28 protein-coding genes are annotated in these 26,603 nt (G+C 63.9%); 8 read left to right on the top strand and 20 right to left on the bottom strand.

Annotation, left to right across the window (positions count from 1 at the left end):
* Nucleotides 1–131 precede the first annotated feature (131 nt).
* Nucleotides 132–1,049 carry an NADP-dependent oxidoreductase gene (locus LB571_RS21955; RefSeq protein WP_224597887.1) on the bottom strand — a complete coding sequence of 306 codons (918 nt, stop codon included), beginning with the start codon at nucleotides 1,047–1,049 and terminating at the stop codon, nucleotides 132–134.
* Between the two features lie 172 nt (nucleotides 1,050–1,221).
* Entirely contained in the window at nucleotides 1,222–2,625 is a 1,404-nt protein-coding gene (locus tag LB571_RS21950) for an MATE family efflux transporter (RefSeq protein ID WP_224597884.1), read from the bottom strand.
* Nucleotides 2,626–2,865: 240 nt separating this feature from the next.
* Between LB571_RS21950 and LB571_RS21945 the strand changes: the two genes are divergently transcribed.
* The 6 genes from LB571_RS21945 to LB571_RS21920 all read left to right on the top strand — a co-directional run bounded on the left by LB571_RS21945 (nucleotide 2,866) and on the right by LB571_RS21920 (nucleotide 9,240).
* The gene (locus LB571_RS21945) at nucleotides 2,866–3,783 is read left to right on the top strand and encodes an AraC family transcriptional regulator (RefSeq protein WP_015314478.1); all 918 of its coding nucleotides are present in this window, start codon (nucleotides 2,866–2,868) and stop codon (nucleotides 3,781–3,783) included.
* 241 nt (nucleotides 3,784–4,024) lie between these two features.
* Nucleotides 4,025–5,296 carry an ABC transporter substrate-binding protein gene (locus LB571_RS21940; protein ID WP_140790002.1) on the top strand — a complete coding sequence of 424 codons (1,272 nt, stop codon included), beginning with the start codon at nucleotides 4,025–4,027 and terminating at the stop codon, nucleotides 5,294–5,296.
* Nucleotides 5,297–5,414: 118 nt separating this feature from the next.
* The gene (locus LB571_RS21935; protein WP_224584155.1) at nucleotides 5,415–6,281 is read left to right on the top strand and encodes a carbohydrate ABC transporter permease; all 867 of its coding nucleotides are present in this window, start codon (nucleotides 5,415–5,417) and stop codon (nucleotides 6,279–6,281) included.
* Nucleotides 6,278–7,090: a carbohydrate ABC transporter permease gene (locus tag LB571_RS21930; RefSeq protein WP_140719268.1), complete on the top strand. Its 813-nt coding sequence runs from the start codon at nucleotides 6,278–6,280 to the stop codon at nucleotides 7,088–7,090. The genes LB571_RS21935 and LB571_RS21930 overlap by 4 nt, the downstream gene beginning before the upstream one ends.
* Nucleotides 7,091–7,105: 15 nt before the next feature.
* The gene (locus LB571_RS21925; protein WP_224597881.1) at nucleotides 7,106–8,152 is read left to right on the top strand and encodes an NAD(P)-dependent alcohol dehydrogenase; all 1,047 of its coding nucleotides are present in this window, start codon (nucleotides 7,106–7,108) and stop codon (nucleotides 8,150–8,152) included.
* Nucleotides 8,153–8,154: 2 nt separating this feature from the next.
* Nucleotides 8,155–9,240, top strand: a complete 1,086-nt coding sequence (locus tag LB571_RS21920) for an ABC transporter ATP-binding protein (protein WP_224525214.1) — start codon at nucleotides 8,155–8,157, stop codon at nucleotides 9,238–9,240.
* Nucleotides 9,241–9,251: 11 nt separating this feature from the next.
* Here the strand turns inward: LB571_RS21920 and LB571_RS21915 are convergent, their stop codons facing one another.
* The 9 genes from LB571_RS21915 to gcvA all read right to left on the bottom strand — a co-directional run bounded on the left by LB571_RS21915 (nucleotide 9,252) and on the right by gcvA (nucleotide 19,312).
* The gene (locus LB571_RS21915; RefSeq protein ID WP_224597878.1) at nucleotides 9,252–10,838 is read right to left on the bottom strand and encodes an FGGY-family carbohydrate kinase; all 1,587 of its coding nucleotides are present in this window, start codon (nucleotides 10,836–10,838) and stop codon (nucleotides 9,252–9,254) included.
* Nucleotides 10,835–11,518: an HAD family hydrolase gene (locus tag LB571_RS21910; protein WP_224597876.1), complete on the bottom strand. Its 684-nt coding sequence runs from the start codon at nucleotides 11,516–11,518 to the stop codon at nucleotides 10,835–10,837. Before LB571_RS21910 ends, LB571_RS21915 begins: the two co-directional genes overlap by 4 nt.
* A gap of 15 nt (nucleotides 11,519–11,533) precedes the next feature.
* On the bottom strand, nucleotides 11,534–13,012 hold the full coding sequence (locus LB571_RS21905; RefSeq protein WP_224597874.1) for a mannitol dehydrogenase family protein: 1,479 nt from the start codon (nucleotides 13,010–13,012) through the stop codon (nucleotides 11,534–11,536).
* 164 nt (nucleotides 13,013–13,176) lie between these two features.
* Nucleotides 13,177–13,947, bottom strand: a complete 771-nt coding sequence (locus LB571_RS21900; RefSeq protein ID WP_224597873.1) for an L-iditol 2-dehydrogenase — start codon at nucleotides 13,945–13,947, stop codon at nucleotides 13,177–13,179.
* A gap of 24 nt (nucleotides 13,948–13,971) precedes the next feature.
* On the bottom strand, nucleotides 13,972–14,976 hold the full coding sequence (locus LB571_RS21895; RefSeq protein ID WP_015314488.1) for an ABC transporter ATP-binding protein: 1,005 nt from the start codon (nucleotides 14,974–14,976) through the stop codon (nucleotides 13,972–13,974).
* Between the two features lie 50 nt (nucleotides 14,977–15,026).
* On the bottom strand, nucleotides 15,027–15,851 hold the full coding sequence (locus LB571_RS21890; protein WP_015314489.1) for a carbohydrate ABC transporter permease: 825 nt from the start codon (nucleotides 15,849–15,851) through the stop codon (nucleotides 15,027–15,029).
* Between the two features lie 11 nt (nucleotides 15,852–15,862).
* Nucleotides 15,863–16,735: a carbohydrate ABC transporter permease gene (locus LB571_RS21885; protein ID WP_015314490.1), complete on the bottom strand. Its 873-nt coding sequence runs from the start codon at nucleotides 16,733–16,735 to the stop codon at nucleotides 15,863–15,865.
* Between the two features lie 124 nt (nucleotides 16,736–16,859).
* A complete protein-coding gene (locus LB571_RS21880; protein WP_015314491.1) occupies nucleotides 16,860–18,170 on the bottom strand; it encodes an ABC transporter substrate-binding protein in 1,311 nt (436 codons plus the stop codon).
* A gap of 236 nt (nucleotides 18,171–18,406) precedes the next feature.
* On the bottom strand, nucleotides 18,407–19,312 hold the full coding sequence (gcvA, locus tag LB571_RS21875) for a transcriptional regulator GcvA (protein WP_140719280.1): 906 nt from the start codon (nucleotides 19,310–19,312) through the stop codon (nucleotides 18,407–18,409).
* A gap of 110 nt (nucleotides 19,313–19,422) precedes the next feature.
* Here gcvA and LB571_RS21870 point away from each other — a divergent pair, with 110 nt between their 5' ends.
* On the top strand, nucleotides 19,423–19,608 hold the full coding sequence (locus LB571_RS21870; protein ID WP_015314493.1) for a hypothetical protein: 186 nt from the start codon (nucleotides 19,423–19,425) through the stop codon (nucleotides 19,606–19,608).
* 25 nt (nucleotides 19,609–19,633) lie between these two features.
* Here LB571_RS21870 and LB571_RS21865 read toward each other — a convergent pair whose 3' ends face one another.
* Nucleotides 19,634–20,593, bottom strand: coding sequence for a sugar-binding transcriptional regulator (locus LB571_RS21865; protein WP_140615310.1), 960 nt, complete (start codon nucleotides 20,591–20,593; stop codon nucleotides 19,634–19,636).
* A 242-nt stretch (nucleotides 20,594–20,835) separates the two neighbouring features.
* Here LB571_RS21865 and LB571_RS21860 point away from each other — a divergent pair, with 242 nt between their 5' ends.
* Nucleotides 20,836–21,468: an HAD family hydrolase gene (locus LB571_RS21860; protein ID WP_015314495.1), complete on the top strand. Its 633-nt coding sequence runs from the start codon at nucleotides 20,836–20,838 to the stop codon at nucleotides 21,466–21,468.
* Between the two features lie 3 nt (nucleotides 21,469–21,471).
* On the opposite strand, the gene LB571_RS21855 is transcribed toward LB571_RS21860, so the two are convergent.
* From LB571_RS21855 to LB571_RS21820, 8 genes are all read right to left on the bottom strand, one after another.
* The gene (locus tag LB571_RS21855) at nucleotides 21,472–22,239 is read right to left on the bottom strand and encodes a class II aldolase and adducin N-terminal domain-containing protein (protein ID WP_224597871.1); all 768 of its coding nucleotides are present in this window, start codon (nucleotides 22,237–22,239) and stop codon (nucleotides 21,472–21,474) included.
* Between the two features lie 80 nt (nucleotides 22,240–22,319).
* Nucleotides 22,320–22,961 carry an urease accessory protein UreG gene (gene ureG / locus LB571_RS21850; protein WP_015314497.1) on the bottom strand — a complete coding sequence of 214 codons (642 nt, stop codon included), beginning with the start codon at nucleotides 22,959–22,961 and terminating at the stop codon, nucleotides 22,320–22,322.
* Nucleotides 22,958–23,398 (bottom strand): DUF3995 domain-containing protein, encoded by a 441-nt coding sequence (locus LB571_RS21845; RefSeq protein WP_140615316.1) that lies wholly within the window; start codon nucleotides 23,396–23,398, stop codon nucleotides 22,958–22,960. Before LB571_RS21845 ends, ureG begins: the two co-directional genes overlap by 4 nt.
* Nucleotides 23,395–24,108, bottom strand: a complete 714-nt coding sequence (locus LB571_RS21840; protein WP_411908833.1) for an urease accessory protein UreF — start codon at nucleotides 24,106–24,108, stop codon at nucleotides 23,395–23,397. Before LB571_RS21840 ends, LB571_RS21845 begins: the two co-directional genes overlap by 4 nt.
* The gene (gene ureE, locus LB571_RS21835; RefSeq protein ID WP_140660191.1) at nucleotides 24,059–24,619 is read right to left on the bottom strand and encodes an urease accessory protein UreE; all 561 of its coding nucleotides are present in this window, start codon (nucleotides 24,617–24,619) and stop codon (nucleotides 24,059–24,061) included. Before ureE ends, LB571_RS21840 begins: the two co-directional genes overlap by 50 nt.
* A gap of 70 nt (nucleotides 24,620–24,689) precedes the next feature.
* The gene (locus tag LB571_RS21830) at nucleotides 24,690–25,325 is read right to left on the bottom strand and encodes a glutathione S-transferase family protein (RefSeq protein ID WP_140615321.1); all 636 of its coding nucleotides are present in this window, start codon (nucleotides 25,323–25,325) and stop codon (nucleotides 24,690–24,692) included.
* 45 nt (nucleotides 25,326–25,370) lie between these two features.
* Complete coding sequence (locus LB571_RS21825; protein ID WP_140660192.1) at nucleotides 25,371–25,964, bottom strand: hypothetical protein; 594 nt, start codon at nucleotides 25,962–25,964, stop codon at nucleotides 25,371–25,373.
* Between the two features lie 55 nt (nucleotides 25,965–26,019).
* Nucleotides 26,020–26,508, bottom strand: coding sequence for a DUF29 domain-containing protein (locus tag LB571_RS21820; protein ID WP_224597869.1), 489 nt, complete (start codon nucleotides 26,506–26,508; stop codon nucleotides 26,020–26,022).
* Nucleotides 26,509–26,603 lie beyond the last annotated feature (95 nt).

The raw sequence follows: 26,603 nt of genomic DNA, 5'->3' as shown, positions 1-26,603 counted from the left end.
GCTGGCCAACATCGACGGCGGCCGCAAACTCCCGGTGCCTAGCGTTCGAACGCCTCTTGAAGGTCATTTGATCTGCTGGATGCTCAGCTTTCGACCGAAGAGGACCCTTGCCCCTCGCCGTTTCCAAATCCTCACGGACGAACGCGGATGATCGTCTTCCCAGTGCGTCGCCCGATAGGGTTGAAGGCGGCGACGGCATCGTTGAGGGTCGAAACGTTGCCGATGTTCGTCCGCAGTCGTCCGTCCCGCACCCGCTGGACGATCTCGCTCAGTTGGCCACGATCGGACTCGACAACGAAGTCGACCGCCAGGCCGTCGGCAGGCCGCGCCTCTGTCGATCCGACGACGGACACCAGTGTTCCTCCGGCTCGAATCAGGCCGGCGGACCGCTTCCCGATTTCCCCGCCGATCACATCGAACACGAGAGCGACTTCGCCCACGTCTTCGAGGGCGTCGTTCTCGAGGTCGACGAACTCATTCGCGCCAAATTCGAGCACCGTATGACGGTCGGCGGCGCGTCCGGTGCCGATGACGTAGGCGCCCGCCTCTCGTGCAAGTTGCGTCACCATCGACCCGACCGCGCCGGCCGCACCGTGCGCGAGGACGCTCTGCCCCGCCTGAAGCCGGCCATGCTGGAAGAGTCCCTGCCACGCGGTGAGACCCGAGATCGGCAGGCTTGCGCCCACCGTGAAGTCGACGTCGCCCGGCAGCGGCGCGAGGTTGCGCGCTTCCATGGCTACATACTCCGCGAGCGTGCCGTCGCGATGCCAGTCGGCGAGGCCGAATACTCTCTGACCTACCGACAGTCCCGTTGTGCCGTACCCGAGTGCGATGACAACTCCGGCCAGCTCGTGCCCAAGGATCGACGGTGTTCGGTCAAGGCCGCGGCGGTCGGTCCAGGTCGAGGGCCATGCCAGCTCGGTCGGGACGAATCCCGAAGCATGAACCTGAACGACGACATCGTTTATCGCTGGCTGCGGCTCAGGCCGCTCCACCAGCTTCATCCCGGCCGTTCCCGCAGCCTGGTCCGTCACCACAATTGCCTTCATGATAATTCTCCTCGGTCATTTGTCTCTTGGTGGAAACGTTTGCCGCTTGGGAACCGTTCAATATCTCATGCCAGGGCCTTCTCTTAGCGGGCGTCCGTGGGCCGATCTGAAGGCGTCGTTTTAATGAGCGGCAATGTTAGGACATGACGGCGGGCTGGCGACCGTCTTGCGTTCAATGTCCGAACGCGCCTGACGGCACGATGCGGTCGCGGCGCAGCCAGCGGGCCAGAAGCAGCGCTGCCACCACCGCCAGCCCCGAAGACAGGCCGATCCAGATGCCGACGCCGTGGAAGCCGAAATGAAAGGCGAGCAGCACGCCGAGCGGCAGGCCGACACCCCAATAGCCGATCGCGGCATAGATCATCGGGACCTTGGTGTCGTGCAGGCCGCGCAGCATGCCGGCGGCAACCGCCTGCGCGCCGTCGAAGACCTGGAACAGGGCGGCGAAAACCAGGTACGAACCGGCTAGCGCGATCACCCTGGCATTGGCGGGATTGCCAAGGTCGATGAAGGCGCTGATCAGGAGATGCGGCCAAAGCACCATCACCAGCCCCATCAGCGCCATGAAGGAAACGCCGATGACGAAGGCGGTCCAGCCGGCACGCGACACACCTTCGGGATTGCCGGCGCCGTGGGCGAGCCCGACCCGCACCGTCACCGCCTGGTTGAGGCCGAGCGGCACCATGAAGGAAATCGAGGCGATCTGGATGGCGATGGCGTGCGCGGCCAGCGAATCCGCGTCGATCAGGCCCATCAGCAGGGCGGCGGCATTGAAGATCGTCACCTCGAAGGCAAGGATGCCGGCGATCGGCAGGCCGAGCCGCAGCAGGCCCTTGAAGCGCGGCCAGTCGGATCGCCAGAAGCGGCCGAACAGGTGATAGCGCCGGAATTTTTTCTCCCACATCACCACGACAGCCATGCCGGCGAACATCAGCGTTGAGGACAGCGAGGTCGCAAGGCCCGAGCCGGCGATGCCCATGGCCGGAACACCGAGATTGCCGAACATGAACACCCAGTTGGCGAACACGTTGAAGGCCACGGCGACGAAGACGATGACCAACGCCCAGCCCGGCCGCTCCAGCGCCGAGATGAACGAGCGCAGCACGATGTAGCCGTAGAAGGGCAGCACCGCCCACTCCAGCCAGCGCAGGTAAATGCCGGCCTGGCGCGCCAGCGCCGGCTCCTGGCCCATGGCCAGCAGGATGGCCTCGCCGTGCCACAGCACGAGCCAGATCGGGACCGAGATCAGGATCGCCAGCCACAGGCCCTGGCGCACGGTGCGGCGCAGGTCACGTACGGAATAGCGGCGGCGGCCAAGCTCGGTCGCGATCATCGGCGAGGTCGCCAGCATCAGGCCGAGGCCGAAGATCAGCGGCATGAAATACAGGTTGGCGCCGAGCGCGCCGCTGGCCAGCGTGTCCGCGCCGAGGCGGCCCATCATCATGACGTCGGTGGCGGTCATCGCCGTCTGGCCGAGATTGGTCAGCACCATCGGCCAGGCCAGCGCCAGCGTCGCCCTGATTTCCTGACGCCAAAGATTTTCCGGCGCGCGAGCGCCGGCTTCGATCGCGGACATTGTCCTGCTCTTTCAAGGTTGCGGCGCGTCGGCAAAGAGCCGGAAGCCGCATTGCAAACGGCAAAACCTTCGGTTTCGCGCGTTTGCGCCGTCTCTTGAACGAAATGCGACATGAAGGCAAGGGAGGGGCGCGAGAACAGATTGAGCCAGCGCCATTGCCGGGAGGCGTCGCCTCGTTCCCTTGCCGGCCCGGGCTGCTACGGATTAAAACATCGGCAGCGGGCGAATATGGGAGGCAGGATGGCGTTCAGACGCAGAAAGAACACGGCGGCGATCCCGCGCACGGCGCCTTCCTTCGAGCATATCGTCACCGAGGCGAGCGACAGTTTCCTGTGGCGGCTGGACGACTATCCCTGGGAGCGCAACGTCTGGAACTTCCATCCGGAATACGAGATCCACCTGCTGCGGAAATCCTCCGGCGTGGTCCTGGTCGGCGACCATATTGGCGAGTTCGGGCCGGGCTACCTCACCATCGTCGGTGGTGGCCTGCCGCATGACTGGGTCACCGCGGTGCAGCCAGGCGAGTTGATCGAGGGTCGCGACATCGTGCTGCAATTCGATGCCGAGCGGCTGCGAGGATCGGCTGACATGCTGCCGGAATTGCGCGAACTGGAGCCGTTCCTGGAACGGTCGCTGCGCGGCATGGTCTTCCACGGCGGGACCGCGCTTGAAGGCGCCGCGCTGATGGAGCGGATGGGTACGGTGCATGGGCTGGCCCGGTTCTGCCTGTTCCTCGAACTGGTCGACCTGCTGGCCCGGACCGATGAGTATGAGCTGTTGTCATCACCGAACTTCCAGCCGGTTCTCGATGCCGCCTCGCTCGACATCATCCAGCGCACGCTGACCTATCTGTTCCAGCATTTCGCGGAGGATCTGAAGCTGCCTGACGTGGCCGAGCTGGCCGGCATGAGCGAAAGCACCTTCTCGCGGTTCTTCCAGAAGAACACCGGCAATTCCTTCAGCGACCATCTTGCCAAGCTCAGGCTGTGGCAGGCGTGCAAGCTGCTGGCTGACACCGATGTGCCGATCACCGACATCTGTTTCCAGGTCGGCTACATGAATATCTCCAACTTCAACCGCGCCTTCCTGCGCAAGCACAAGATGACGCCGTCATCCTATCGCAAGCTGTCGCGGCAGCGTCTGGCGATGCGCGCATAAGCGCATCCTGAATCACCCTTTTGGACCAGATCGATACTCGTGTGACGCGTCCCCTATATGGGCGCCGATTTTTGCGCTGCACAATGCATAAAAGTACAGGTCGGCTGCAACGGGGCTTCTAGCTTGGCCCATCGCAACTGCGCATTTTGGCGACGGGTGGCATGTCGTCCGGGCGATGGTGAGGATCGCGCAACCGATGACCTGCGTTTCCTGCGACGTATTCCTGGAGGAGAAAAAGATCATGAAACCAGTTCGGCTCGCTGCCAGCCTTGGCGCAGCTTTCGTGCTTTCCGCTACCGTTTCAACCCTAGCCCTGGCGCAGGCGCCGGTCTGCTCGGCACCGGTCAAGGTGCTGGCGCAGCCACGCGACGGCCTGACGCTTCTGGAGGACTCAAAGGCCGAGTTCGAGAAGCTCTCCGGCGCGAGCTTCAAGATCGATTATCTCAACGAGAACGATCGCCGCGCCAAGTCGCGCGCGGACGCGTCCACAGTCGGCAACTACAACGTCTACTATGTCGATGAAGCGAATGTGGCGCTTTTCGCCTCGTCGAAGTGGATCGTGCCGCTCACCGATTTTTATCCGGCTGACTACGACTATGCCGACTTCGACCCGGGCCGCCAGAAGGTCGCCACCTATGACGGCAAGGTCTGGTTCGCGCCGCTGACCGGCGGCGGCGACCTGATGGTCTACCGCAAGGACGTGCTGGAGGCCGCCGGCATCCAGCCGCCCAAGACGCTGGACGAGCTGATCGCCGACGTGCCGAAGCTGACCAATGCCGACAAGGGCATGTATGGCATCGCGTTGCGCGGCGCACGCGGCTCGGGCGCCAATGTCTGGCGCTGGATGCCGTTCTTCAAGGCCTATGGCGGCAAGTGGTTCGATGGCGACAAGCCGGCCTTCAATTCCGAGGCCGCGGTCAAGGCGACCGAGACCTATCTGAAGCTGTTCAAGGATTCGGCACCCGGCACGCAGACCGGCAGCTGGGACGAATCGACCGGCGCCTTCCTGTCGGGCCAGGTCGCGATCCTCGTCGAATCGACGCCGCTTTCGGGCATGGCGGTCGATCCGAAAACCTCGCAAGTGGTCGGCAAGATCGGCTTCCTGCCGCCGCCCTCGCCACTTCCCGGCGGCGGTTACGGTCATGGCCTCGCCATCGCGGCAAAAGCCAATGCCGACGACGCTTCGAAGACATGCGCCGGCCTGTTCATCGCCTGGGCAACGTCGAAGGAAAACGAGAAGCGCCGGCTCGACGCCCACCAGTTCGGTGAGCTGAACCGCACCAGCATCCTGTCCAGCAAGGAGTTCGCCGATATCTACGGCGCCGATCTCGGCCAGGCGCTTGCCGAAACAGGCAAGGTGACGGCGGTGAACTTCTGGCAGGATCCACGCTGGCCGGATCTCGGCGACCGCTGGGGCATCATCCTCGAGGAATTGATCGCCGGCACGCGCACCGACGTCAAGGGCAGCCTCAACGAGCTCGAGGCCTATGCCAATGAGCTGGTGAAGAAGTAGGTCCCTCCCTCTTGCGGCGCGCGGTTCGCGGCAGTCTCGGGACCGCCGGAACCTGTGCGTCGCAGGAGGGCCTGCCCGTCATGTCCAGATATCAGAGACACAGCAAGGCCTGAGACCAATGCCTCGACGTTCATCCCTGCCGGTCACCTTTGTCGTGCCGACGCTGGTCATTCTGCTGATCCTGTCGATGGTGCCGACGCTCTACGCGATCATCATCGCCCTGCAGAACCGCGAGCTGAGCTCGACGGCCTATTCCTGGGTCTGGTTCTCGAACTTCTTTGATCTATTCTCCGACCGCCGCTTCCTCAACGCCGTCTGGGTGTCGGTGAAGTGGGAGGTGGTCACCGTCGTGGCAACGATGGTGGTGGCGATCGGGCTCGGCGTGCTGATGTTCGAGGCCGCCTCGCCGCGCCTGCGCAATCTCTACTGCCTGCTGTTCATCATCCCGGTGCTGCTGCCGCGCGTCTCGGCCGCTTTCGTCTGGAAGTTCGCCTACCATCCCCTCTACGGCATCGCCACCTATCCCTACCGGCTCATTACCGGCGGCTTGATCTTCGACCCGCTGTCCAAGCCCGCGACGGCGCTGTTCGCGGTGGCTTCGGTCGACGTCTGGCAATGGGGCCTGTTCTTCGCCGTCATCGTGCTGAAGCTGTTGGAGACCTTGCCGCCGCAGCCGATCGAGGCGGCCCGACTCGACCACGCCCGGCGCTGGCAGATCCACGCCTACGTCACCTTGCCGATGCTGAAGGCGCCGCTGATCAGCCTGATGTTCGTCAAGATGATCGAGTCGCTGCGCTCCTTCGACCTGATCTATGTGATGACCCGCGGCGGCCCCGGCGTGGCAACCGAAACGCTCGACATGTACGCCTTCTCGCAAGGCTTCATCGAGTCCGGCAAGGTCTCCTACGCCTCGGCGATGGCCGTGCTGATGATGATCGCCACCGTCATCACCTTCACCATGCTGTGGAAGCGGGTGCAGGCATGAGGCCCGGCCGCATGATCGCCAAGGCCGTCCTGGCCTTCGCCGGATTTCTGGCCGTGTTCCCGCTGCTGTGGACGGCGCTCAATTCGCTGAAGAACAGCGTCGACATCATCACCCGCGTTCCGCGCCTGGTGTTCACGCCGACGCTAGCCAATATCAGCTATATCCTTGGCCGCGACAGCGTCATCACGGGCCTCTACAATTCGGTCGTCGCCTGCGGCACGGCCGTGCTGATCGGCGTCGTGCTTGGCCTGCCCGCGGCCTACGCGGTGGCGCGCTATCCCAACCGCTGGGCCGGCGATATCCAGTTCTTCGTGCTGTCGCTGCGTTTCCTGCCGCCGGTGGCGGTGGCGATCCCGCTGATGGTGATCTGGCTGCAGCTCGGCCTCTACGACACTTTGCCGGCTTTGATCGTCACCTACTCCCTGCTCACCATCTCGGTGATTATGTGGCTGGCCATTCCAGCCTTCCAGGCCGTGCCGAAGGAAATCGAGGAAGCCGCCTTCGTTGACGGGTACGGCGCTTACGCGGTGTTCTGGCGGATCGCGCTGCCCGTGGCTGCCCGTTCGCTGATCGGCGCGATTGCCTTCAGCTTCGTGCTGGTCTGGAACGAGTTCCTGATCGCGCTGATGCTGTCGAGTTCCAATGCCAAGACCTTGCCGATCGTCGCCTCCGAACTCTCCCAGCAAGGCATGAATGTGCCGTGGGGGATTTTGAACGCCTCGGTCGTGCTCCTGTCGCTGCCGCCGCTGCTTTTCCTCGGCGTGCTCAGCGGTTTCCTGAATTCCGTTTTCCGGCAAAAAAAGACTTGAAGTGAGGACGACCCGATGCGGGCTTTGGTACTTGAAAAAAAAGGCGAACTGTCGCTGCGCGAGATCGCGTTGCCGCTCGATGTCGGACCCGACGACGTCAGGATCGCCATCCACACGGTCGGCGTCTGCGGCAGCGACGTGCACTATTACACCCATGGCGCCATCGGCAGCTATGTCGTGCGGGCGCCGATGGTGCTCGGCCACGAGGCCGCCGGCACAATCGTCGAGGTCGGCGCTAATGTCAGGAGTTTGAAAGTCGGCGACCGCGTCTGCATGGAGCCCGGCGTGCCGAACCTGTCGTCGCGCGCGACAAAACTCGGCATCTACAATGTCGACCCGGACGTCACTTTCTGGGCGACCCCGCCGGTGCATGGCATCCTTGCTCCCTATGCCGTGCACCCGGCGGCTTTCACCTACAGGCTGCCCGACAATGTCTCCTTCGCCGAGGGCGCCATGGTCGAGCCCTTCGCCATCGGCATGCAGGCGGCAAGCCGTGCCCGCATCGTTCCGGGCGATGTCGCCGTCGTCGTCGGCTGCGGCCCGATCGGCATCATGATCGCGCTTGCCGCCCTTGCCGGCGGCTGTTCGAAAGTGCTGATTTCCGACTTTTCCGCGCCCAAGCTGACGATCGCAGCGCAATATGCCGGCATCGTGCCGGTCAATATCGGCGAACAGTCGCTGGTCGACGCCGTCGCGGCCGCGACCGACAATTGGGGCGCCGACATCGTCTTCGAGGCGAGCGGCAGCCCCAAGGCCTTCGCCGACCTGTTCGATGTCGTGCGGCCAGGTGGCGCGGTGGTGCTGGTCGGGCTGCCGGTGGAGCCGGTGGCCCTCAACGTACCGGCGGCGATCTCGAAGGAAGTGCGCATCGAGACGGTGTTCCGCTACGCCAACATTTTCGACCGCGCCCTGCAGCTCATCGCCTCCGGCAAGGTCGATCTCAAGCCGCTGATCACCGGCACCTATGATTTCGCCGACAGCATCAAGGCGTTCGAACGGGCCGCCGAAGGCAACCCGCAGGACGTCAAGCTGCAGATCCTGCTTACAGGCGAAAAGGGCTGACCATGTCCGCGATCGTTTGCTCCCACGTCGACAAGGCCTATGGCGCCACCACGGTCATCCGCGATCTCAACCTCAGCATTGAAGAGCACGAATTCGTCGTCTTCCTCGGCCCGTCCGGCTGCGGCAAGTCGACCTTACTCAGGATGCTGGCGGGTCTGGAGGACATCAGCGGCGGCGAGGTCTCGATCGGCGGCAAGGTGGTCAACGACCTCGATCCGGGGGATCGCGGCATCGCCATGGTGTTCCAGAACTACGCGCTCTATCCGCACATGACGATCTTCGACAACATCGCCTTCGGGCTGCGGCGCCAGAAGGTACCGGCGGCCGAGATCCGCAAGCGGGTCGAAGCGGTGTCGGGGACGCTGGGGCTCGACCCCTATCTCGGCCGCAAACCGGCCGAACTTTCCGGCGGCCAGCAGCAGCGCGTGGCGATCGCCCGGGCCATGATCAAGACGCCCAAGGTGTTCCTGTTCGACGAGCCGTTGTCCAATCTCGACGCCAAATTGCGCAACCATATGCGCGTCGAGATCGCGCGGCTGCACCAGTCGTTGAAGACCACCACCGTCTATGTCACCCATGACCAGCTGGAGGCGATGACGCTCGCCGACCGAATCGTGCTGCTCAAGGACGGCGTCATCGAGCAGATCGGCTCGCCGGCGGAAATCTACCGGCGGCCGGGCAATATTTTCGTGGCCGGCTTCATCGGCACGCCGAACATGAATTTTGTCGATGTGACGGTCGCCCGAGCCGGCAACGGCTGGACGCTGACCGGCGCCGGAACGGTGCTTTCGATGGACGGGGCGGGTTTTCATGTCCAGCCGGGCGATCGCGCCGTGCTGGGCATCCGCCCGCCGGACCTGAAGACGGCCGGCGCCGGCGCCGCCGGCATATTGCAAGGCACCGCCGATCTCATCGAATTCCATGGCAATGACGCGCTGGTGACCTTCGGCTCCGGCGGCAAGGAGATCAGCGCACTGGTTCCGGCACGCGAATGCCCGGTGCTGCATGCGCCCGTCCGCTATACGTTCGAGGAGGAAGCGATCCACCTGTTCGACGCGACATCGGGCGCGTCCCTGCGCAAGCAGTAGAGCGACAAAACCTACCGGATGGCGTCGAGCACCTGCCGCTGCCGGTGCATCTCCAGGAAAATGCGGTAGTCGCGATCGAAGCGGGCGCCGGCCGCCGGGTTGGCGGCGCGTGCCTTGCCGCCCTGCTGCATGGCAAGGCAGGCGGCGTTGAGATCGGGGAACAGCCCGGCAGCGGTCGCCGCCACCATGCCGGTGCCGAGCAGAACCGCCTCGTCGGCCAGCGGCTCGACCACCGTACAGCCGGTGGCGTCGGCATAGAGCTCCATCAAGAGCGGGTTCTTGGTGTGGCCGCCGGTGACGTGCAGCGTGTCGATCAGGTAGCCGTTCTCATTCAGCGCCTCCAGCACATGGCGCACGCCGAGCGCGATGCCGACGGCGGTGCGCCAGTAGAGCTTGCACAGGCTGTCGAACGACGAATCCAGCGTCAAACCGCTGACGACGCCGACGGCGTGCGGGTCGGCCAGCGGCGAGCGGTTGCCGTGGAAATCCGGCAGCACATGCAGCCGCGCGGCAAGGTTCTCGCCCTCGGCGGCGCGCAGTTCGGCGACGCGCCCGGCAATCCTGGCATGCATGGCCGCGTTCGGCTCGCCGCCGGCGCCGTGCCAGCGGATGATGTGGTCGAGCAGCGCCCCGGTCGCCGACTGGCCGCCTTCCGACAGCCACAGCTTCGGCAGCGCGGCGCCGTAGTAAGGGCCCCAGACGCCGGCGAAAGGCTGCGGGTCGGGCGACATCGCCATGACGCAGGAGGACGTGCCGGCGATCAGCGCCAGATGGCGGCCGATATTCTGGTCGTCGCCGGCAAAGCCGCCGAGCACGCCAAGCGCCCCCGCATAGGCATCGATGACGCCCGCGCCGACGCGGCAGTTTTCGGTCAGGCCGAGTTCCGCCGCTGCCCGCGCCGTCAACGGACCGATATCGGCGCCGACCGGGCTTGCCTTTTCGGGCAGATTGCCATGGTCAAAAAGATCGTCGAGGCCGACAAGTTCGAAGAAATCGCGCTGCCATGCGATGTCCTGGTGCGCCAGATAGGTCCATTTCGCTGTCAGTGTGCATTGCGAGCGGGCCAGCGAGCCCGTTGCCTGCCAGGTCAGGAAATCGGCCAAGTCGAACAGGTAGCCGGCTTCATTCCATGTCTTCGGTAGATTACGCTTCAGCCACATCAGCTTCGGCGTCGCCATCTCGGGCGACATGACGCCGCCGATATAATTCAGCACCTCGTGGCCGCTCGCCGTGCATTCGTCGGCTTCGGCGATGGCGCGGTGATCGAGCCAGACAATGGTGTCCCAGCGCTTGTCGCCGGTGGTCGACACACTGAGCTGGCCGCCGTGCCTGTCCCGCACGACCAGAGAACAGGTGGCATCGAAGGAGATGCCGGCGATATCCCCGGCGGCGACGCCGGCCTTTTCCCGCGCGGCACGCACGGCGGTGCAGACGGCGGACCAGATATCGCGCGAATCGTGCTCGGCATGATCCGGCTTCGGCTGGTTCATGGCGATCGGCCGCTCGGCACGGCCGAGCAAGGTGCCACTGGCGTCGAGAATGCCCGCGCGAGCGCTCCCGGTGCCGACATCGACCGCGCAGACAAACTGTTTCGTCAAGATGCTCTAACTCTCGCTCCCAGGCCTGCAATCAGATCGGGCAATTGCAGCATGTCAGCGAATATAAAGTCCGGTTCGGTCGACGCAAGCCGCGCTTTCAATCCCGGATTGCCGGCGTGCGCGCCGCCGGTAAAGGCAAGGACGCGCATGCCTGCCGCGCGTGCGGCGGCGACACCGGCCGGGCTGTCCTCGATGACGAGACACCTGCGCGGATGGGCTCGCATGGTTGCGGCGGCGTGGAGGAAAAGGTCGGGCGCCGGCTTCCCCTTGGCAACCATGGCCGCGCTGAACAGATGCGGCTCCATCAGCGTCAGCAGACCGGTGACGTCGAGCGCGTAACGAATGCGTTCCAGCGTGCCGGAAGAGGCGACGCAGTACGGCAGGCCGAGCTTCGGCAGCATCTCCTTGACGCCGGGGATCGGCTTCAGCTCCTCGCGAAACTTTCGCATGAGGTCGACGCGCATGGCGGTGAGATGCTGATCGGTGATCTCCAGGCCGAAGTCGCGGCCAAGGATCTCACGCACGCTCTTCATGCTCTTGCCTAGGAAATACTCGTAGGCAGCGTCCTCGCCGAGACTGCCGCCGGCGAGTTCGATCATGCCGAGCAGCGCCGAGACGGAGAGCGCCTCGCTGTCGACCAGCACGCCGTCGCAGTCGAAGATGACCAGTTCAGGCGTCATGATGCCGGCTGGCTCTCAGAGCTTGCCGGCGAGGTAGCGCGTCAGCGTGGCGCGCGTGCCATCGGCCCAGAGCACGTTGAGCGCGTGGGCGAAGGCCTCGACGAAGGCGGCGGCGCGGCCGACGTCGCCATAGATATCGTCCATCGCAAGCCAGGCGGCGGGCGCGTCCTTTGCCGCCTTTGCCGTTGCCTTCAGCCGGTCCCAGCTCGGGTCGTTGGGCTCGATGACGGCGCCGCTGTCCGTCGTGCCGAAGCAGTAGCGGCACCAAAGGGCCGATTCCAGCGCCAGTCCGGCAACGCCTTTGCCGGTCTTCAGCCGGTCGGCGATGGTCGGGATGATGAATTTCGGCTGGCGATTGGACCCGTCGAGGCAGAGCCGGCGCACCGTGTCGCCGATCTTGGGATTGGAGAAGCGCTTCTCGATGAGCTGGTAATAGTCTTCCAGCACCGTGTCCGGCACCGGCGGCACGGTCGGGATGATCTCGTCGTGCTCGAGCTTGTCGAGGAACCCGCGCACCAGCGGCTCCTGCATCGCCTCATGCACGAAGTGGATGTCCATCAGCCCGGCCGGATAGGCGATGGTGGCGTGGCCGCCATTGAGGATGCGGATCTTCATCAGCTCATAGGGCGCAACATCCTTGACGAACTGCACGCCGACCTTTTCCAGCGCCGGGCGGCCATCGGTGAAATGGTCTTCCAGCACCCATTGCCGGAACGGCTCGCAGAACACCGGCCAATTGTCCTCGAGGCCAAAATCGTCGGCGAGGATCTTGCGCTCGCGGTCGCTGGTGGCCGGCGTGATGCGGTCGACCATGGCGTTCGGGAAGGCGACCGTCTCGCTGACCCAGCTCGCCAGATCCTCGTCGATCAGGCGGGCAAGGCCGATAACACCATCCGACGTGACATGGCCGTTGTGGGGAATGTTGTCGCAGGACATCACGGTGAACGGCACGATACCATCCTGGCGGCGTCGCACCAGCCCGGCCAGGATAATGCCGAACACGGTTTTCGGTGTGGCGCCCGGCTGCGCGTCGGCGACGATGTCGGGATGGGTCGGGTTGAAGACGCCGGAGGCCGGGTCGATGAAATAGCCGCCTTCGGTGATGGTCAGCGAAACGATCCTGATCGCCGGATCGGCCAGCCGATCGATGATGGCGGCGGCATCTCCCGGCATCAGGAAATCGATCATCGCACCGGTGACGCGGGCACTCATATGGCCCTCGTCCTGCTCGACCACCGTGGTCAGCCAATCCTGCTCTTCAAGCTTGCCGCGGCCGGTCTTCTCGCCGTCGAACACGCCGGCGCCGACCAGCGCCCAATCATGACCGATGCCCTGACCGAACAGGTCGTCGAGATAGACGGCCTGGTGCGAGCGGTGAAAATTGCCGACACCGAAATGCACGATGCCGGCTTTCAGCGCCGAGCGGTCATAGTTCGGACCTGCGACCTTGGGCGGAAGCCTGACGAGGCTCGAGGACGAAAGTTTCACGGTCATCTGCTTTACCCTTTGGCCGATTTGCAGCCCGACTGTTTCGCCTCCTTTGGGAGGGCGAGGATGAGGGGCCGCACCTGGTGTTCCAGCACGCGGCCCCTCACCCGCCCCCGCGGCACCTTCTCCGGAGGAAAGAAAGAGGCGCCGTCCCCCTCAAATCGTTCTTTTCAACTCATCCATTGGCCGCCATCGACATTGTAGGTCTGGGCGACGATGTATTCGGCCTCGTCACTGGCGAGGAACACGGCCATGCCGGCGAGGTCTTCCGGCTTGCCCATGCGGCCGTAAGGCACGCCTTCGCCGACCAGCCGCTTTTTCTCGCCCTTCGGCCGGTTCTCGTATTTGGCGAACAAGGCATCGACCTCGTCCCACATGTCGCTGTCGACGACGCCGGGCGCGATGCCGTTGACGTTGATGCGGTGCTTGATCAGATCGAGCCCGGCCGACTGGGTCAGCGAGATGACCGCGGCCTTGGTGGCGCAATAGACCGCGACCAGCGGCTCGCCGCGACGCCCGGCCTGGCTTGCCATGTTGATGATCCTGCCGCCCTTGCCCCGCGCGATCATCGACCGGGCGGCTGCCTGCAGCATGAACAGCGTGCCCGCGACATTGACGGAGAAAAGCTTTTCATAGCTCGCCCGAGATATCTCCACGATCGGGGCCAGGTCGAACAAAGCGGCGTTGTTGATCAGGATGTCGAGACCGCCCGCCTTGTCCTCCACCGCCTTCACCGCCGCATCGATGGATGCCTGGTTGGTGACGTCGAGTTTCACGGCATAGGCGTTGTCGCCGATCGCGGCGGCAGTCTCCTGCGCTGCTTCAAGGTTGATATCGGCAATCGCGACAGTGGCGCCCTCGCGCAGATAGGCTTCGGCGAAAGCCCTGCCGATGCCTCGCGCCGATCCCGTGATCAGCGCCGATTTGCCTTGCAGCCTCACTGTCCCCTCCTCACCGGCCCACCCTCACTGGGCCATCGCCTTGCCGTCAGCGCCGAAACGATGCAGCTTGGCCTTGTCAGGGGTGAGATAGATCGTGTCGCCATGGCGGACCGCCAGTTCGCCGTCGGCGCGCACCGTCAGCGGCCCGACGCCGTCGGCTTGAACGTGCAGGAACGTGTCGGAGCCCAGATGCTCGGCCACGCCGACCGTGGCCTTCCAGTCGCCCGCCGTGGTCGAGATCTGCATATGTTCGGGCCGGATGCCGATGGTCTTGGCAGTGTATTTGCCAGCCGGCGCGCCTTCGATCAGGTTCATCTTGGGCGAGCCGATGAAGCCGGCGACGAACAGGTTCTTCGGCGTCTTGTAGAGCTCCATCGGCGAGCCGACCTGCTCGATATTGCCGGCATTGAGCACGACGATCTTGTCGGCCATGGTCATGGCCTCGACCTGATCGTGGGTGACGTAGATCATCGTGGTTTTCAGCTGATGGTGCAGTTCGCTGATCTCCAGCCGCATGGTGCCGCGCAGGGCCGCGTCGAGGTTGGACAGCGGTTCGTCGAACAGGAAGGCCGAGGGCTGGCGCACAATGGCGCGGCCGATGGCGACGCGCTGGCGCTGGCCGCCGGAGAGCTGGCCGGGGCGGCGTTCGAGGTAGTTGGTAAGGTTGAGCACGCGCGCCGCGTCCTTCACCTTCCTGTCGATGGTCGCCTGGTCCTCGCCAGCCATCTTCAGCGGGAAGGCGATGTTCTTGGCCACCGTCATATGCGGGTAGAGCGCATAGGACTGGAACACCATGGCAAGCTTGCGCTTGGCCGGCGCCTCGCCGGTGACGTCGCGGCCATCGATGTTGATGGTGCCGCCGCTGGTGTCCTCAAGGCCGGCGATCAGCCTGAGCAGCGTGGACTTGCCGCAACCCGACGGGCCGACGAAGACGACGAACTCGCCGTTTTCGATCACCAGGTCGAGGCCGGGGATAATGGACGTCGAACCAAAGGACTTGGAGACGTTCTTGAGCGTGATGTTTCCCATGGTTTCCTCCCCGAGGGCTGTTTTTCGCCGATTGCTTCAGGCAATTTCCGTCACTTCACCGCGCCAAATGTCAGGCCGCGCACCAGCTGCTTCTGGCTGAACCAGCCCATGATCAGGATCGGCGCGATGGCCAGGGTCGAGGCGGCCGAAAGCTTGGCCCAGAACAGGCCTTGCGGGCTGGAGAAGGAGCTGATGAAGGCGGTGAGCGGTGCGGCTTCCGTGGTGGTCAGCCGGATCGTCCAGAACGCCTCGTTCCAGGCCAGGATGATGTTGAGCAGCATGGTCGAGGCGATGCCCGGCACCGCCATCGGCGTCAGCACGTACCAGATTTCACCCCACAAGGATGCGCCGTCCATACGCGAGGCTTCCAGGATTTCGCCCGGGATTTCGCGGAAGTAGGTGTAGAGCATCCACACCACGATCGGCAGATTGATCAGCATCAGCATGATCATCAGGCCGATGCGCGAGTCGAGCAGGCCGAGATTGCGGAAGATCAGGTAGATCGGGAACAGCACGGCGACCGCCGGCATCATCTTGGTGGACAGCATCCACATCAATATGTCCTTGGTCCGCTTGGTCGGCGAAAACGCCATCGACCATGCCGCCGGAATGGCGACCAACAGCGCCAGGATGGTGGAGCCGACAGAAAGCAGCACCGAGTTCAGGAAGAACTTGAAGTAACCGCTCTGCGCCTGGACCTCGGCATAGCTCTCGAAAGTCCCGGACGGGATCAGGTTGAAGCCCTGGATTGCCTCCTGTTCCGACTTGAACGAGGTGATGATCGTATAGAGGATCGGAAAGAAGATCAGCAACGCGACGGTCCAGGCGGCAATTGTCGCGATTGTCTTGTGCTGGGTGGTGACTGAGCGTGCCATCGTATCCTCCCTTACTTGTCCAGGTTCTTGCCGACGGCGCGCATGGCGAAGAAGGCGACGATGTTGGCGAGAATGACGGCGATCACACCGCCCGCGGATGCCTGGCCGATTTTGAATTCCAGCAACGCCTTCTGGTAGACGAGGAAGGGCAGGTTGGTGGAGGCGTAGCCAGGGCCGCCATTGGTGGTGACCAGGATCTCGGCATAGACCGAGAGCAGGAAGATCGTCTGGATCAGGATGACCACGGTGATCGCCCGCGACATGTGCGGCAGCGTCAGATAGATGAAGCGGCTGATGAAGCCGGCCCCGTCCATCTCGGCGGCTTCCTTCTGCTCGCCGTCGAGCGACTGCAGCGCGGTCAAGAGGATCAATGTCGCGAAAGGCAGCCACTGCCAGGCGACGATGATGATGATCGCCGTCATCGGATGCTGGCCGAACCAGTCGATCGGCTGTGCCCCGAAGAAGCGCGCTATGTCGGCGAAAACGCCATATTGCGGGTGCATGATCATGTTCTTCCACACCAATGCGGCCACCGGCGGCATGACGAAGAACGGCGAGATGACGAGGATGCGCACGATCCCTTGTCCCCACATCGGCTGATCGATGAGCAGCGCCAGCAGGATGCCGCCGATCACCGTGATCAGCAGCACACTGACCACCAGGACAAGCGTGTTGAGGATCGACTGCAGGAAGGCCGGATTGGAATAGAACAGCGCGTAATTGGATAAGCCGACGAACCCGTCGCGCATCGGGTTGAGCGGATTATACTGCTGGAAGGAGAACCAGATCGTGATGACCAGCGGCACGATCATCCAGACGAACAGCAGCACCACGGAAGGCGCCATCATGAATCGGGCAAGCGAACGGGTCTGCTGAGTAGCCATGACGGTCACCCTTCAAGGATCAGGCTGAATTTTCACAGGCTCTGGAAAGGCGGCCGCCCGAACTGGGTTTCGGGCGGCCGGTGCCGGTCGAGGAGGTGACCGGCGTTCGGCACCGGGAGGAGCCTTACTTGATGTAGCCGCCCTCGGTCATCGCCGCGGTGGAGGCGTCCTGGGCCTGCTTCAGCGCATCGTCGACGCTGGACTGGCCGGCAAGAGCCGCCGAGAAGAGCTGGCCGACGGTGGTGCCAAGGCCCTGGAATTCAGGGATGGCGACAAACTGCACGCCGACATAAGGCACCGGCTTGACGGTCGGATGCGTCGGGTCGGCGGCATTGATGGAGTCCAGCGTCATCTTGGCGAACGGAGCCGCCTTCTGGTACTCGGGATTGGCATAGAGCGAGGAACGCGTGCCCGGAGGCACGTTTGCCCAGCCTTCCTTCGACGCGACGAGCTCGGCATAGTGCTTGCTGGTCGCCCAGGACACGAACTTCTCGGCGGCGTCGGCCTTCTGCGTGCCGGCCGGGATCGCCAGCGACCACGCCCACAGCCAGTTGCCCCGCTTGCCCAAGCCATTATCCGGCGCCAGGGCATAGCCGACCTTGTCGGCGACGGTGGAGTTCTTCGGGTCGGAGACGAAGGAGGCGGCGACAGTGGCGTCGATCCACATGCCGCACTTGCCCTGCTGGAAGAGCGCCAGGTTCTCGTTGAAGCCGTTGGACGAGGCGCCCTCGGGACCGTCGGCCTTCATCAGGTCGACATAGAACTGCAGCGTCTTCTTCCATTCCGGCTGGTCGAACTGCGGCTTCCAGTTCTCGTCGAACCAGCGGGCGCCGAAGGAGTTCGACATGGCGGTCAGGAAGGCCATGTTCTCGCCCCAGCCGGCCTTGCCGCGCAGGCAGACGCCGTTCACGCCATTGGCGCGGTCGGTCATCTTGTCGGCCGCCTGCTTGATGAAATCCCAGGTCGGGGCGTCGGGCATTTTCAGTCCGGCCTTTTCCATCAGGTCCTTGCGGTACATGACGAAGGAGCTCTCGCCGTAGAAGGGCGCGGCGTAGAGCTTGCCGTCGACCGAAAGGCCGCCGGCAATGGCCGGGATGATGTCCTTGGCGTCATAGTCGTCGCCGAGTTTGTCGAGCGGCAGGAGCCAGCTCTGCTTGGCCCAGATCGGAACCTCGTAGGTGCCGATGGTCATCACGTCATACTGGCCACCTTTGGTGGCGATGTCGGTGGTGACGCGCTCGCGCAGCACGTTCTCTTCGAGCGTGACCCAGTTGAGCTGGATGTCCGGGTTAGCCTTGGTGAAGTCGTCGGTCAGCTTCTGCATGCGGACCATATCGCCATTGTTGACGGTGGCGATGGTGATGGATTCGGCGTGCGCGGCGAACGCAAGCGTGCTGGCCGACAACAAGCCCAGGGTGAGCGTGCGAAGTTTCATCAAATTCCTCCCATAAACCAAGTTGAGCATTTGCCTTGGTTGTGAGCAATTACTCACTTAGTCTTAATTATGTCAAGCCGGATTCGATGCTGCAGCGCAGCACACGGCCGGCGAATGGGGCGGAGGTTCGGCGACAGGGCTCGGGTTGCCGCCGTCTGGAGTCCAGGCGGCGGGGCCAAAGCCTCTCGAACGGGATGTCGTTTGTTGCCCCGGTCCGACGTCAGCTTATGTGCCGGTCAGCAGGCGATCTCGGCCAGCAGCCAGTCGCGGAAGGCGCGGATCTTGGGCACGTTGCGGCGCGCCTCGGGGTAGACCAGCCAGTAGGCGTGCCCGTCGTCGCCGACCAGCTCGAATGGCTGGATCAGCCGGCCGTCGGCGAGTTCGGCCTTGAACAGCGCCCGGGTCAGGATCGCCACGCCATGGCCCGATATGGCCGCGTTGGCTTCATAGGCCTGCGCGCCCATGCTGCTGCCGGGCCGCCTGGCAAGGTCGTGGCTGTGCACGCCGGCGGCCTCGAACCATTGCGTCCACCAGATATCGCTGGGATCGAGGATCGGCAGCTTGAGCAGGTCGGCCGGTTCGTTGATGCCGCCGATGCTCGCAGCGAGCTTCGGGCTCAGCATGGGCGTGAAATCGGCATCGAGCAGCTTGTGGGCTTCCAGCCCCGGCCATTTGCCGCCGCCAGAACGAATGGCGAGGTCGACATCCTCGCGGGCGAAATCCGTCAGCCGGCTCGACGTGTCGAGCCGCACGGCAAGCGAGGGATGCGCGATCTGGAATGCGCCCAGATGGTGCGCCAGCCAGTTCGAGGCAAAAGTCAGCACCGTGGTGACGCACAACAACCCGTCCGCCCCGCCGCGCGCGGCGGCATAGGCCTGGCTAAGAATGGCAAAGGCCTCGCTGACCGCCGGCGCCAGGCGCTGGCCGGCTTCGGTCAGTTCGATCTGCCGCGGCCGGCGCAGGAACAGCGGAGCGCCGACGCGCTCCTCCAGCACCTTGATTTGATAGCTGACCGCCGCTTGCGTCATGGCGAGTTCGCCGGCGGCCTTGGTGAAGGAAAGATGCCGCGCCACCGCCTCGAACACCCGGATCGCCTGTAACGGCGGCAGCTGCGAAACCTGCGGCGCGCTGAGATCAGGCATAAAGCCTCCTTATGGATCGTTATCGACGTTCGATTGGCAAAAGCGGCCGGCAAGGCCGACATTCATCCTCAACCCGTCATTCGGGTTCAAGATAACGAAGGTTGACGATCATGACCATGGCGCAGCAAAAATGCACTCCCGCCCCCGATCATCGCTGGATTTCGTGGCTTGCGGACGGATTCGGCTGGTTCGCGACCCGAAAAAGGGCGCATCTCGACGTCAGGGACCTGTCGCCGCATCTGCAGCGCGACCTCGGTTTCCTCGATGGCAACGACCCTTTCGGCCGGCACCAATAGCCTTGCTGGCTTTATCGCGAAGCCGTCAGATACTGGCTAGCAGGGCGGCCGCCGTCCGCTCGTCGGTGATGAGCCCGTTGACCAGCCGTCGGTTGACCGCCGCCAGGATGCCGGGCAGCTTGCGCTCCCCCATGGCGAGCGCGATCACCAGCGACTTCTCCCGCGACGGCAGCGCCGCCGACGACACCCGGTCATTGGTGATGCCGTCGATCATGCGGCCCTCGCGGTCGAACACCCAGCCAACGATTTCAGCGACGCCGCCGGCCTTCTGCAAGGCTTTCAGTTCGCTTTCGGAAATGAAGCCATCCTCGTAGAGCGGCGCCTTCGGGCCGAGGTCGCCGATACCGATGAAGGTGACGTCGGCCTCCGCCGCAAGCACCAGTGTCGGCTGGATCATCGGCTGGTTGAGCAGCATCTCGCGCTCCTGCGGCGAAGAGGCGATGACCGGCAGCGGCATCGGGAAGGACCGCGCCTTGACCCTGTCCGCCATGGTGAAGATGACGTTGTAGAAGGCAGCGGACCCGTCCGGCGAGATGTTGCCGGTCAAGGACACCACCTTGTGCTGCGGGCATTCCATCGGCGGCAATTGTTCGATCGCCGCCTTCAGCGTCCGTCCGGTGCCGATGCCCATGACGATCGGCGTCGGCGACCGCAGCCGCCGCTCGATCTCGGCGGCCGCCGCTTCGGCGATGCCGATGGTGGTGGAAGATGAATTGGGATCGCTCGGCACCACCTCGACCAGGTCGAGCGCGAAGCGCGATTTCAGCCGTGCAGCGAGATCAAGGCAGTTGGCGATCGGATGATCGACGCGGACCTTGATCAGGCCTTCCGACACCGCCAGCGACACCAGACGCTGCGCCGTCTGCCTCGATATGCCGAGCGTAGCGGCGATCTGGTCCTGTGTGTTGCCGGCAACATAATAGAGCCAGCCGGCGCGCGCCGCGTCGTCCAGCCTGTTGCTGCCGCCATCCTGCCGGGTATTCACGTCCTGCCTCCCCAAACCGCCAATCATCAGGCGGTCGTATCAGTTTCGCAGGGAATGACCGCCTGCGCAATTGTCAATCTAAAGAGCGAATGCTTGCGCCGAAGCAGCGGTGATTTCTCCGCAAACATCCTATCGGAGAAAGCGTCGCGGGTCCGTTTCCCCATCTGAAGGCATGTTCAATGGCCGCCAAAGGTTTATCTCGCGGCGCAAACCCTTTAAGGGATCGAAAAAAGGAGCGCTGCATGACACCGAAGGCGGTTTTCTGGGACATGGACGGGACGCTGGTCGACAGCGAACCGCTGCATGAGGCAGCCCTCATCGCAGCGATGCGCAATGCCGGCCTCACGCCGCCAGCCGATCTGCACGAACGCGTGCTCGGCGTCGCCGCCTGGCCGGTCTACGAAATGATGCGCGACGAGTTCGGGCTGCAACTGCCCTTCGACGAATGGATCGTTCACAAATACGAGCATTACCTGCCGCTGGTCGAGGGGCTGAAGCCGCGCCCAGGCGCCATCGAGATCTTCAAGGAGTTGCGCGCGCTCGGCGTGCAGCAGGCGGTGGTCTCAAACTCGGATCGGATGATCGTCGACGCCAATCTGCATATGGTCGGGCTGACCTACCCCGGCATGAAGACGATCAGCCGCAACGATGTGCGGGAGGGCAAGCCGCACGCGGAGCCTTTCCTTCGCGCCGCCTATCTGGCAGACGTCGATCCCGCGCACGCCGTCGCGGTCGACGACAGCTGGCCGGGCGCCATGGCGGGCCTGGCGGCGGGAATGAAGACGATCTTCTGGCCTGAAAAGCCGATGGAAGGACCGCCCGGCGCCATTGTCATCAACAGCGCCGGGGAATTGCGGGCTCAGCTCGGACTGTAGCGTTCAGTTCCGGTACACCGGCTCCTGCTCGTCGAGGATCGCCTTCAACTCGGCGAGATGACGTTCGGCCTGGCCGGGATAGTTGTCCATCTCGCTCGCCGCCTTCTCGGCGATCGCGTCGGACAGGGTGCGCAGCGGCCGGCCCGTCCACAGGGCCTTGATGTAGGTCTCGGCGGCACGCTCGAAATAGAACATGCGGTTGAAGGCGTCGGCGACGGTGTCGCCGATGACCAGCACGCCATGGTTGCCCATCACCATCACCTTGACCTTGGGGTCGGCGAGAAGCTGCGAGCAGCGCTCGCCCTCTTCCTCGAAGGCCAGTCCGCCATAATGGGCGTCGACGACGTGACGGTTGAAGAACATCGCCGAATTCTGGTCGATCGGCGGCAGCGTCGAGTCGGCAAGCGAGGCCAGCACGGTGGCGTGGATCGAATGGACGTGCATGACGCAGCGCGCGTGCGGCACGTTGCGATGGACGGCGCCGTGCAGGCCCCATGCCGTGGGGTCGGGTGCATTCGGCCCGGAAAGCGTCTCGGGGTCGTTGGCGTCGATCTCGATCAGGTCGCTGGCCTTGATGCGCGAGAAATGCACCTGGTTCGGGTTCATCAGGAACTTGGTGCCGTCGTCGTTGACCGCCAGCGAGAAATGGTTGGCCACCGCCTCATGCATGTTGAGCCGCGCCGTCCAGCGGAAGGCGCAGGCGAGATCGACGCGCTCTTCGTAGAAGGGCAGGTTGGTGAGCGTTTCCTTCTGCAGGCGGGCGATGCTCATCGAAAAGATCCTCCAGTTTGGCCCAGAATGCCGCGCGCCGCTGGTGCCCGCAACCGCTTTCGCTTGGTGCAGAAGGCCAGTTATGCCGCGGTGCTTGCGGCGCCAACGGTTCGCAGTCCGCCGTGCTCGATGATGAAATCGATTACCTCCCGCAGGCCCTTGCCGCGCGAAAGATCGGTGAAGCCGAACGGCCGCTTGCCGCGCATGCGGCCGGCGTCGCTCTCCATGACGTCGAGATTGACGTTCACATAGGGCGCAAGATCGCTTTTGTTGATGACCAGGAAATCGGACCGCGTGATCGCCGGGCCGCCTTTGCGCGGAATTTCTTCGCCCTGGCACACCGAGATAACGTAGAGCGTGAGATCCGCAAGGTCCGGCGAGAAAGTGGCGGCAAGGTTGTCGCCACCGGATTCGATGAAGATGATGTCGAGGTCGGGAAATTTGCGGTTGAGCTCGGCGATCGCCTGCAGATTGATCGAGGCATCCTCACGGATGGCGGTGTGCGGGCAGCCGCCGGTCTCGACGCCGACGATGCGGTCCTCCGGCAGCGCCTGCAGCCGGGCCAGCATCATGGCGTCCTCCCTGGTGTAGATGTCGTTGGTGACGACGGCGATGGAGAACTCGTCGCGCAGCGCCTTGCAGAGTTTTTCGGTGAGCGTCGTCTTGCCGGAACCGACGGGGCCGCCAATGCCGATACGAAGGGGGCCGTTGGGTTGTGTCATGTCGGAAACTCCGTGATGGCAAGGACTGCGAAGCCGAGCCCGATCAACAGGCAGAGCGGCGAATAGAAACTGGAATCGAGCCGAGCGAAAGGCTGTTGCGGCGCCAGCCGGCGCCACCAGGGCGTGAAACCGGCAATGCCGCGCCCCAGGAACACCAGTCCGATCAGCATCGCGGTAGCCGCGAGGCCCTGCTTGGGAAACGGCGAGGCAAAGAAACCGATGAGCGCCAGCGGCCACAGCGTTGCCAGGCCGAGGCAGGCGGCAACGGCGAAACTGGCGAACGGCGTCGGCATTTCGTTGACGCCGCGAAAGCCGACGACAGCGTGGGCGCAGGACGCCGCGTCCCTGCCCGGCCAGACGCCGCCTATGCCCCAATAGACATGCAGTGCCGTGATCAGCAGCAGGACGAAGGAGAGGACGAAGGCGAGGAGGATCATGAGCGGAACAATCGCGAATACTGGGTTTCGTGCTTCATGGCCATGACGTCGGAGACGAAGGCGCAGCCGCCGAGGTCGTCCAATGTCGAGCGGGACGCGCGGGCAGCGGTCGAGAGCGCCAGCGGCTCGAAACCCGCGAGCAGCGTCGTCGCCTCGTTCTGGCCGATCATGCCGAGCCGGATCGCGGCCTGGACGAGGTTGGAGAAGAAGGCTTGCGCGAAGGCGCACAGCGCGTCCTCAAGCGCGATGCCATTGCCGCCGGCCACGGCTCCGACGGCCACGCAATAGGCGCAATCGGCCGGCAAGCGCTCCAGCACGGCAGTGGGCCAGGCGGCGGCTGCTTTGAGGAAGGCCGCGCCTTGCAGCATGGTCTCGGCGTGGCGTTCGCGCGAGCCGGCCAGTGCCTCGGCCAGTGCGACAACCTCGGCCAGATCGCCACCTTCACGGGCGCGGCGCCAGCTTTCGGCGAACAGCACGGCATCGTTCCAGCCCGAGCCCATCTCGACCAGCGCCTCCAGCCAGCCGGCAAGGCCGGCGGCATTGGTCACCAGCCCATCTTGCACCGCGCGCTCGAGGCCATGGCTGTAGGCAAAGCCGCCGACCGGAAAGGCCGGCGACAGCCACGCCATCAGCCGCAGCAGGGCGATGCCGGACGGCTGGTCAGTCATGATCATGGTGGTGATCGTGCGAATGCGCGTGGCTGTGCGCATGCGCTTCGCTATGGCTGTGCGCATGCGCATGGCCGTGATCATGCCCGCCGGAATAGGCGCCGCGCACCGGCTTGAACGGCTGGGAGACGTCGCGCACCGTGGCGCCTAGCCCCTCCAGCATCGCCTTGATGACGTGGTCGCGCAGGATGAGGATACGGTGCGCCTCGATGCCGGCGGCGAGATGGCGGTTGCCGATATGCCAGGCGAGTTCGGCGAGATGCACGGCGTCGCGGGCGCGGATGTCATAGACCTCTTCGGGCGCCGCGATGATCTCGATATGGCCGCCATCCTCCAGCACCAGCCGGTCGCCATCGTTCAGAGCGACAGGCTCGGGCAGGTCGACCAGCACCTTGCTGCCGTCGGCAAGTTCGATGGCGCGGCGGCGCAGATGCCGCTCGTCATGGGCGAGAACGGCACGGCCGGACGGCGCGGTGGTTGCGGCCGTGCCGGCGGGCAATACGGAGACGGCGCGCGGGAATTTGGTGAAGTCGGTGTTGAGGTTGAGCTTCATTTCATGGAACCTCCATCAGAGCGCCGCGCGTCCCCTTAGACGTGCAAAGGACGCTCTAACACGTTTGAACCTATGCATCGTGCTTTCCGAAAATCGATTCCGATTTTCGGGCCGATGCATTGGCTTGCGCCCGGGTCCGGGCCGGCCGCGCCAGAAGGCGATCGAAATAGCTATTGACGCGCTCGGAGTCGATCGGGAAACGGCCGGCACGCGCCCAGCCGCCCATGTCGCCGAGCAGCACGTCGACGGCGGAAAACCGGTCGCCGAGCGCGAACGGCTTGTCGCCGAGCCGGCGCTCCAGCGCCTTGACCTCCGTGGCGAAGTCAAAGGCCGCGGCAGGACCGACATCGACCCGCACCTCCCTGGGCAGGAGGAAACGGTGGCGCAATTTGTTCCACAGCGGCGCCTCGAACTCGCTCTGGGCAAAATGCATCCAGGAATCCATTTCGGCGCGGCCAGCGAGACCGGGATTGGCGCCCATACCTTTATCGGCGTGCTTGTCGGCGAGATAGACGCAGATCGCCGCCGAATCCGTCACCGTCAATTCACCGTCTATGAGGATCGGCACCTTGCCCGACGGATTGAGCGCATAGGCTTCGGGCGAGCGCAGCTTGACCTCGACGAACTCATAGGGCTGGCCGAGTTCCTCCAGCATCCAGAGGACGCGACTGACCCGGGATCCGCGCGATCCGACGGCCTTGTACATCGTTGAACCCTGCCTTTCCCGAGCAGCCTAGTGCATCCGCGGCCGTCATACGATCGTGTCGAAGAGCCGCAGGATGAACGATATCTGGTAGATCAGCGCCGCCGCGACGAAGGCGATGTGGAACCGGCGGTCGCGCACCAGGATCGCGACGACGCACAGCACGACGAAGACCGGCGTGCGGAACAGATACTCGCTGCCGAAGCGGGCGAAATGCTCAGGCCCCTTCAGCAAAGTGTCGACCACGTCGAGCAGGTAGGTCGCCGCCAGCAGGCCGAAGAACCAGGCGCGGCGCGAATAGAAGAAATCCTCGTAGCTGGTGTAGTCCAGCATCGAATCCGGAAACAGCAGCGCGCAGAGCAGGAACAGGGTGATCGCGTAGAAAATGATGAACAGGTACTTGCCGAAGGTCCATGTTTCGATGGTGTAGAGGCCGAACTCCCACCACCAGAAATGCACCAGCATCAACAGCACCGAGGCGACCCAGGCCAGATGCACCGTGTAGAGCCGGTATTGGCCGGGATGCTGGACAATGCGCGCCACCCCCGACAGCAGGCGCGCGACGCCAAGCCCGATCACCATGCCCATGACGATGCGAATATGCGGGAAAATGTCGTGGGCGGAGGCTATTTGCTGGTCCATAGATAGCTAATAATGCTCTCGATGCTATGAAAAAGCTCTAGCGGACCACGTGGTGCTATTCGCGAATAAGCTGATCCGATGACCACGGCGTGCCGGGAAAATAGTCATGGTCGAGAATTTCCCTGATCGAATACGGACAGTCCGCGGGGAAATTGCCCTCCCTCAGGCCGGTCTCGTCCGCCGCCTTCAATCTCGCTATTTTGAATTCTCGTCCGAGCCGCCGTCCCGGATAGGCTTTCAAGCTAGGGCTTTCATCGAGCAGATCTTCGATCTGAAATCGCTGCTCGCGGATGGTCAGCAACCATCCAGCTTTGCGCCTTTCGGCCTGAAGTTCCCATTTGAGCAAATGCAGGAGCAAGGTGCCAAGTCTACTCGCAATTTCTCTTTTGTCGCTCCGCCCCAAGCTCTCGATCTCCTCCGCCAGGTTATCGCGATCGAGGTCTGAGAGGCGACCTTCGCGCAACAGCGCGCCTTGCTCGGCGCACCACTGAGCATAATCGGCCTCATAGGGCGTCAATTGCTGTTTTCGAAAAATCTTGTTCATTTAAGTGATATTGCTCTCAAAGCACGTAATTTCCAAGCCAGACGGAAAAGGTAGACCCTTATCCGAACCCTTCGGCGCAACATTCCGCTGCCGCA

This window comes from Mesorhizobium sp. BR1-1-4 (genome assembly GCF_020165375.1).
Lineage (GTDB): Bacteria > Pseudomonadota > Alphaproteobacteria > Rhizobiales > Rhizobiaceae > Mesorhizobium > Mesorhizobium australicum.
Note: the sequence above shows the minus strand (reverse complement) of the source record. Positions and strands in the feature narration are given on the sequence as shown.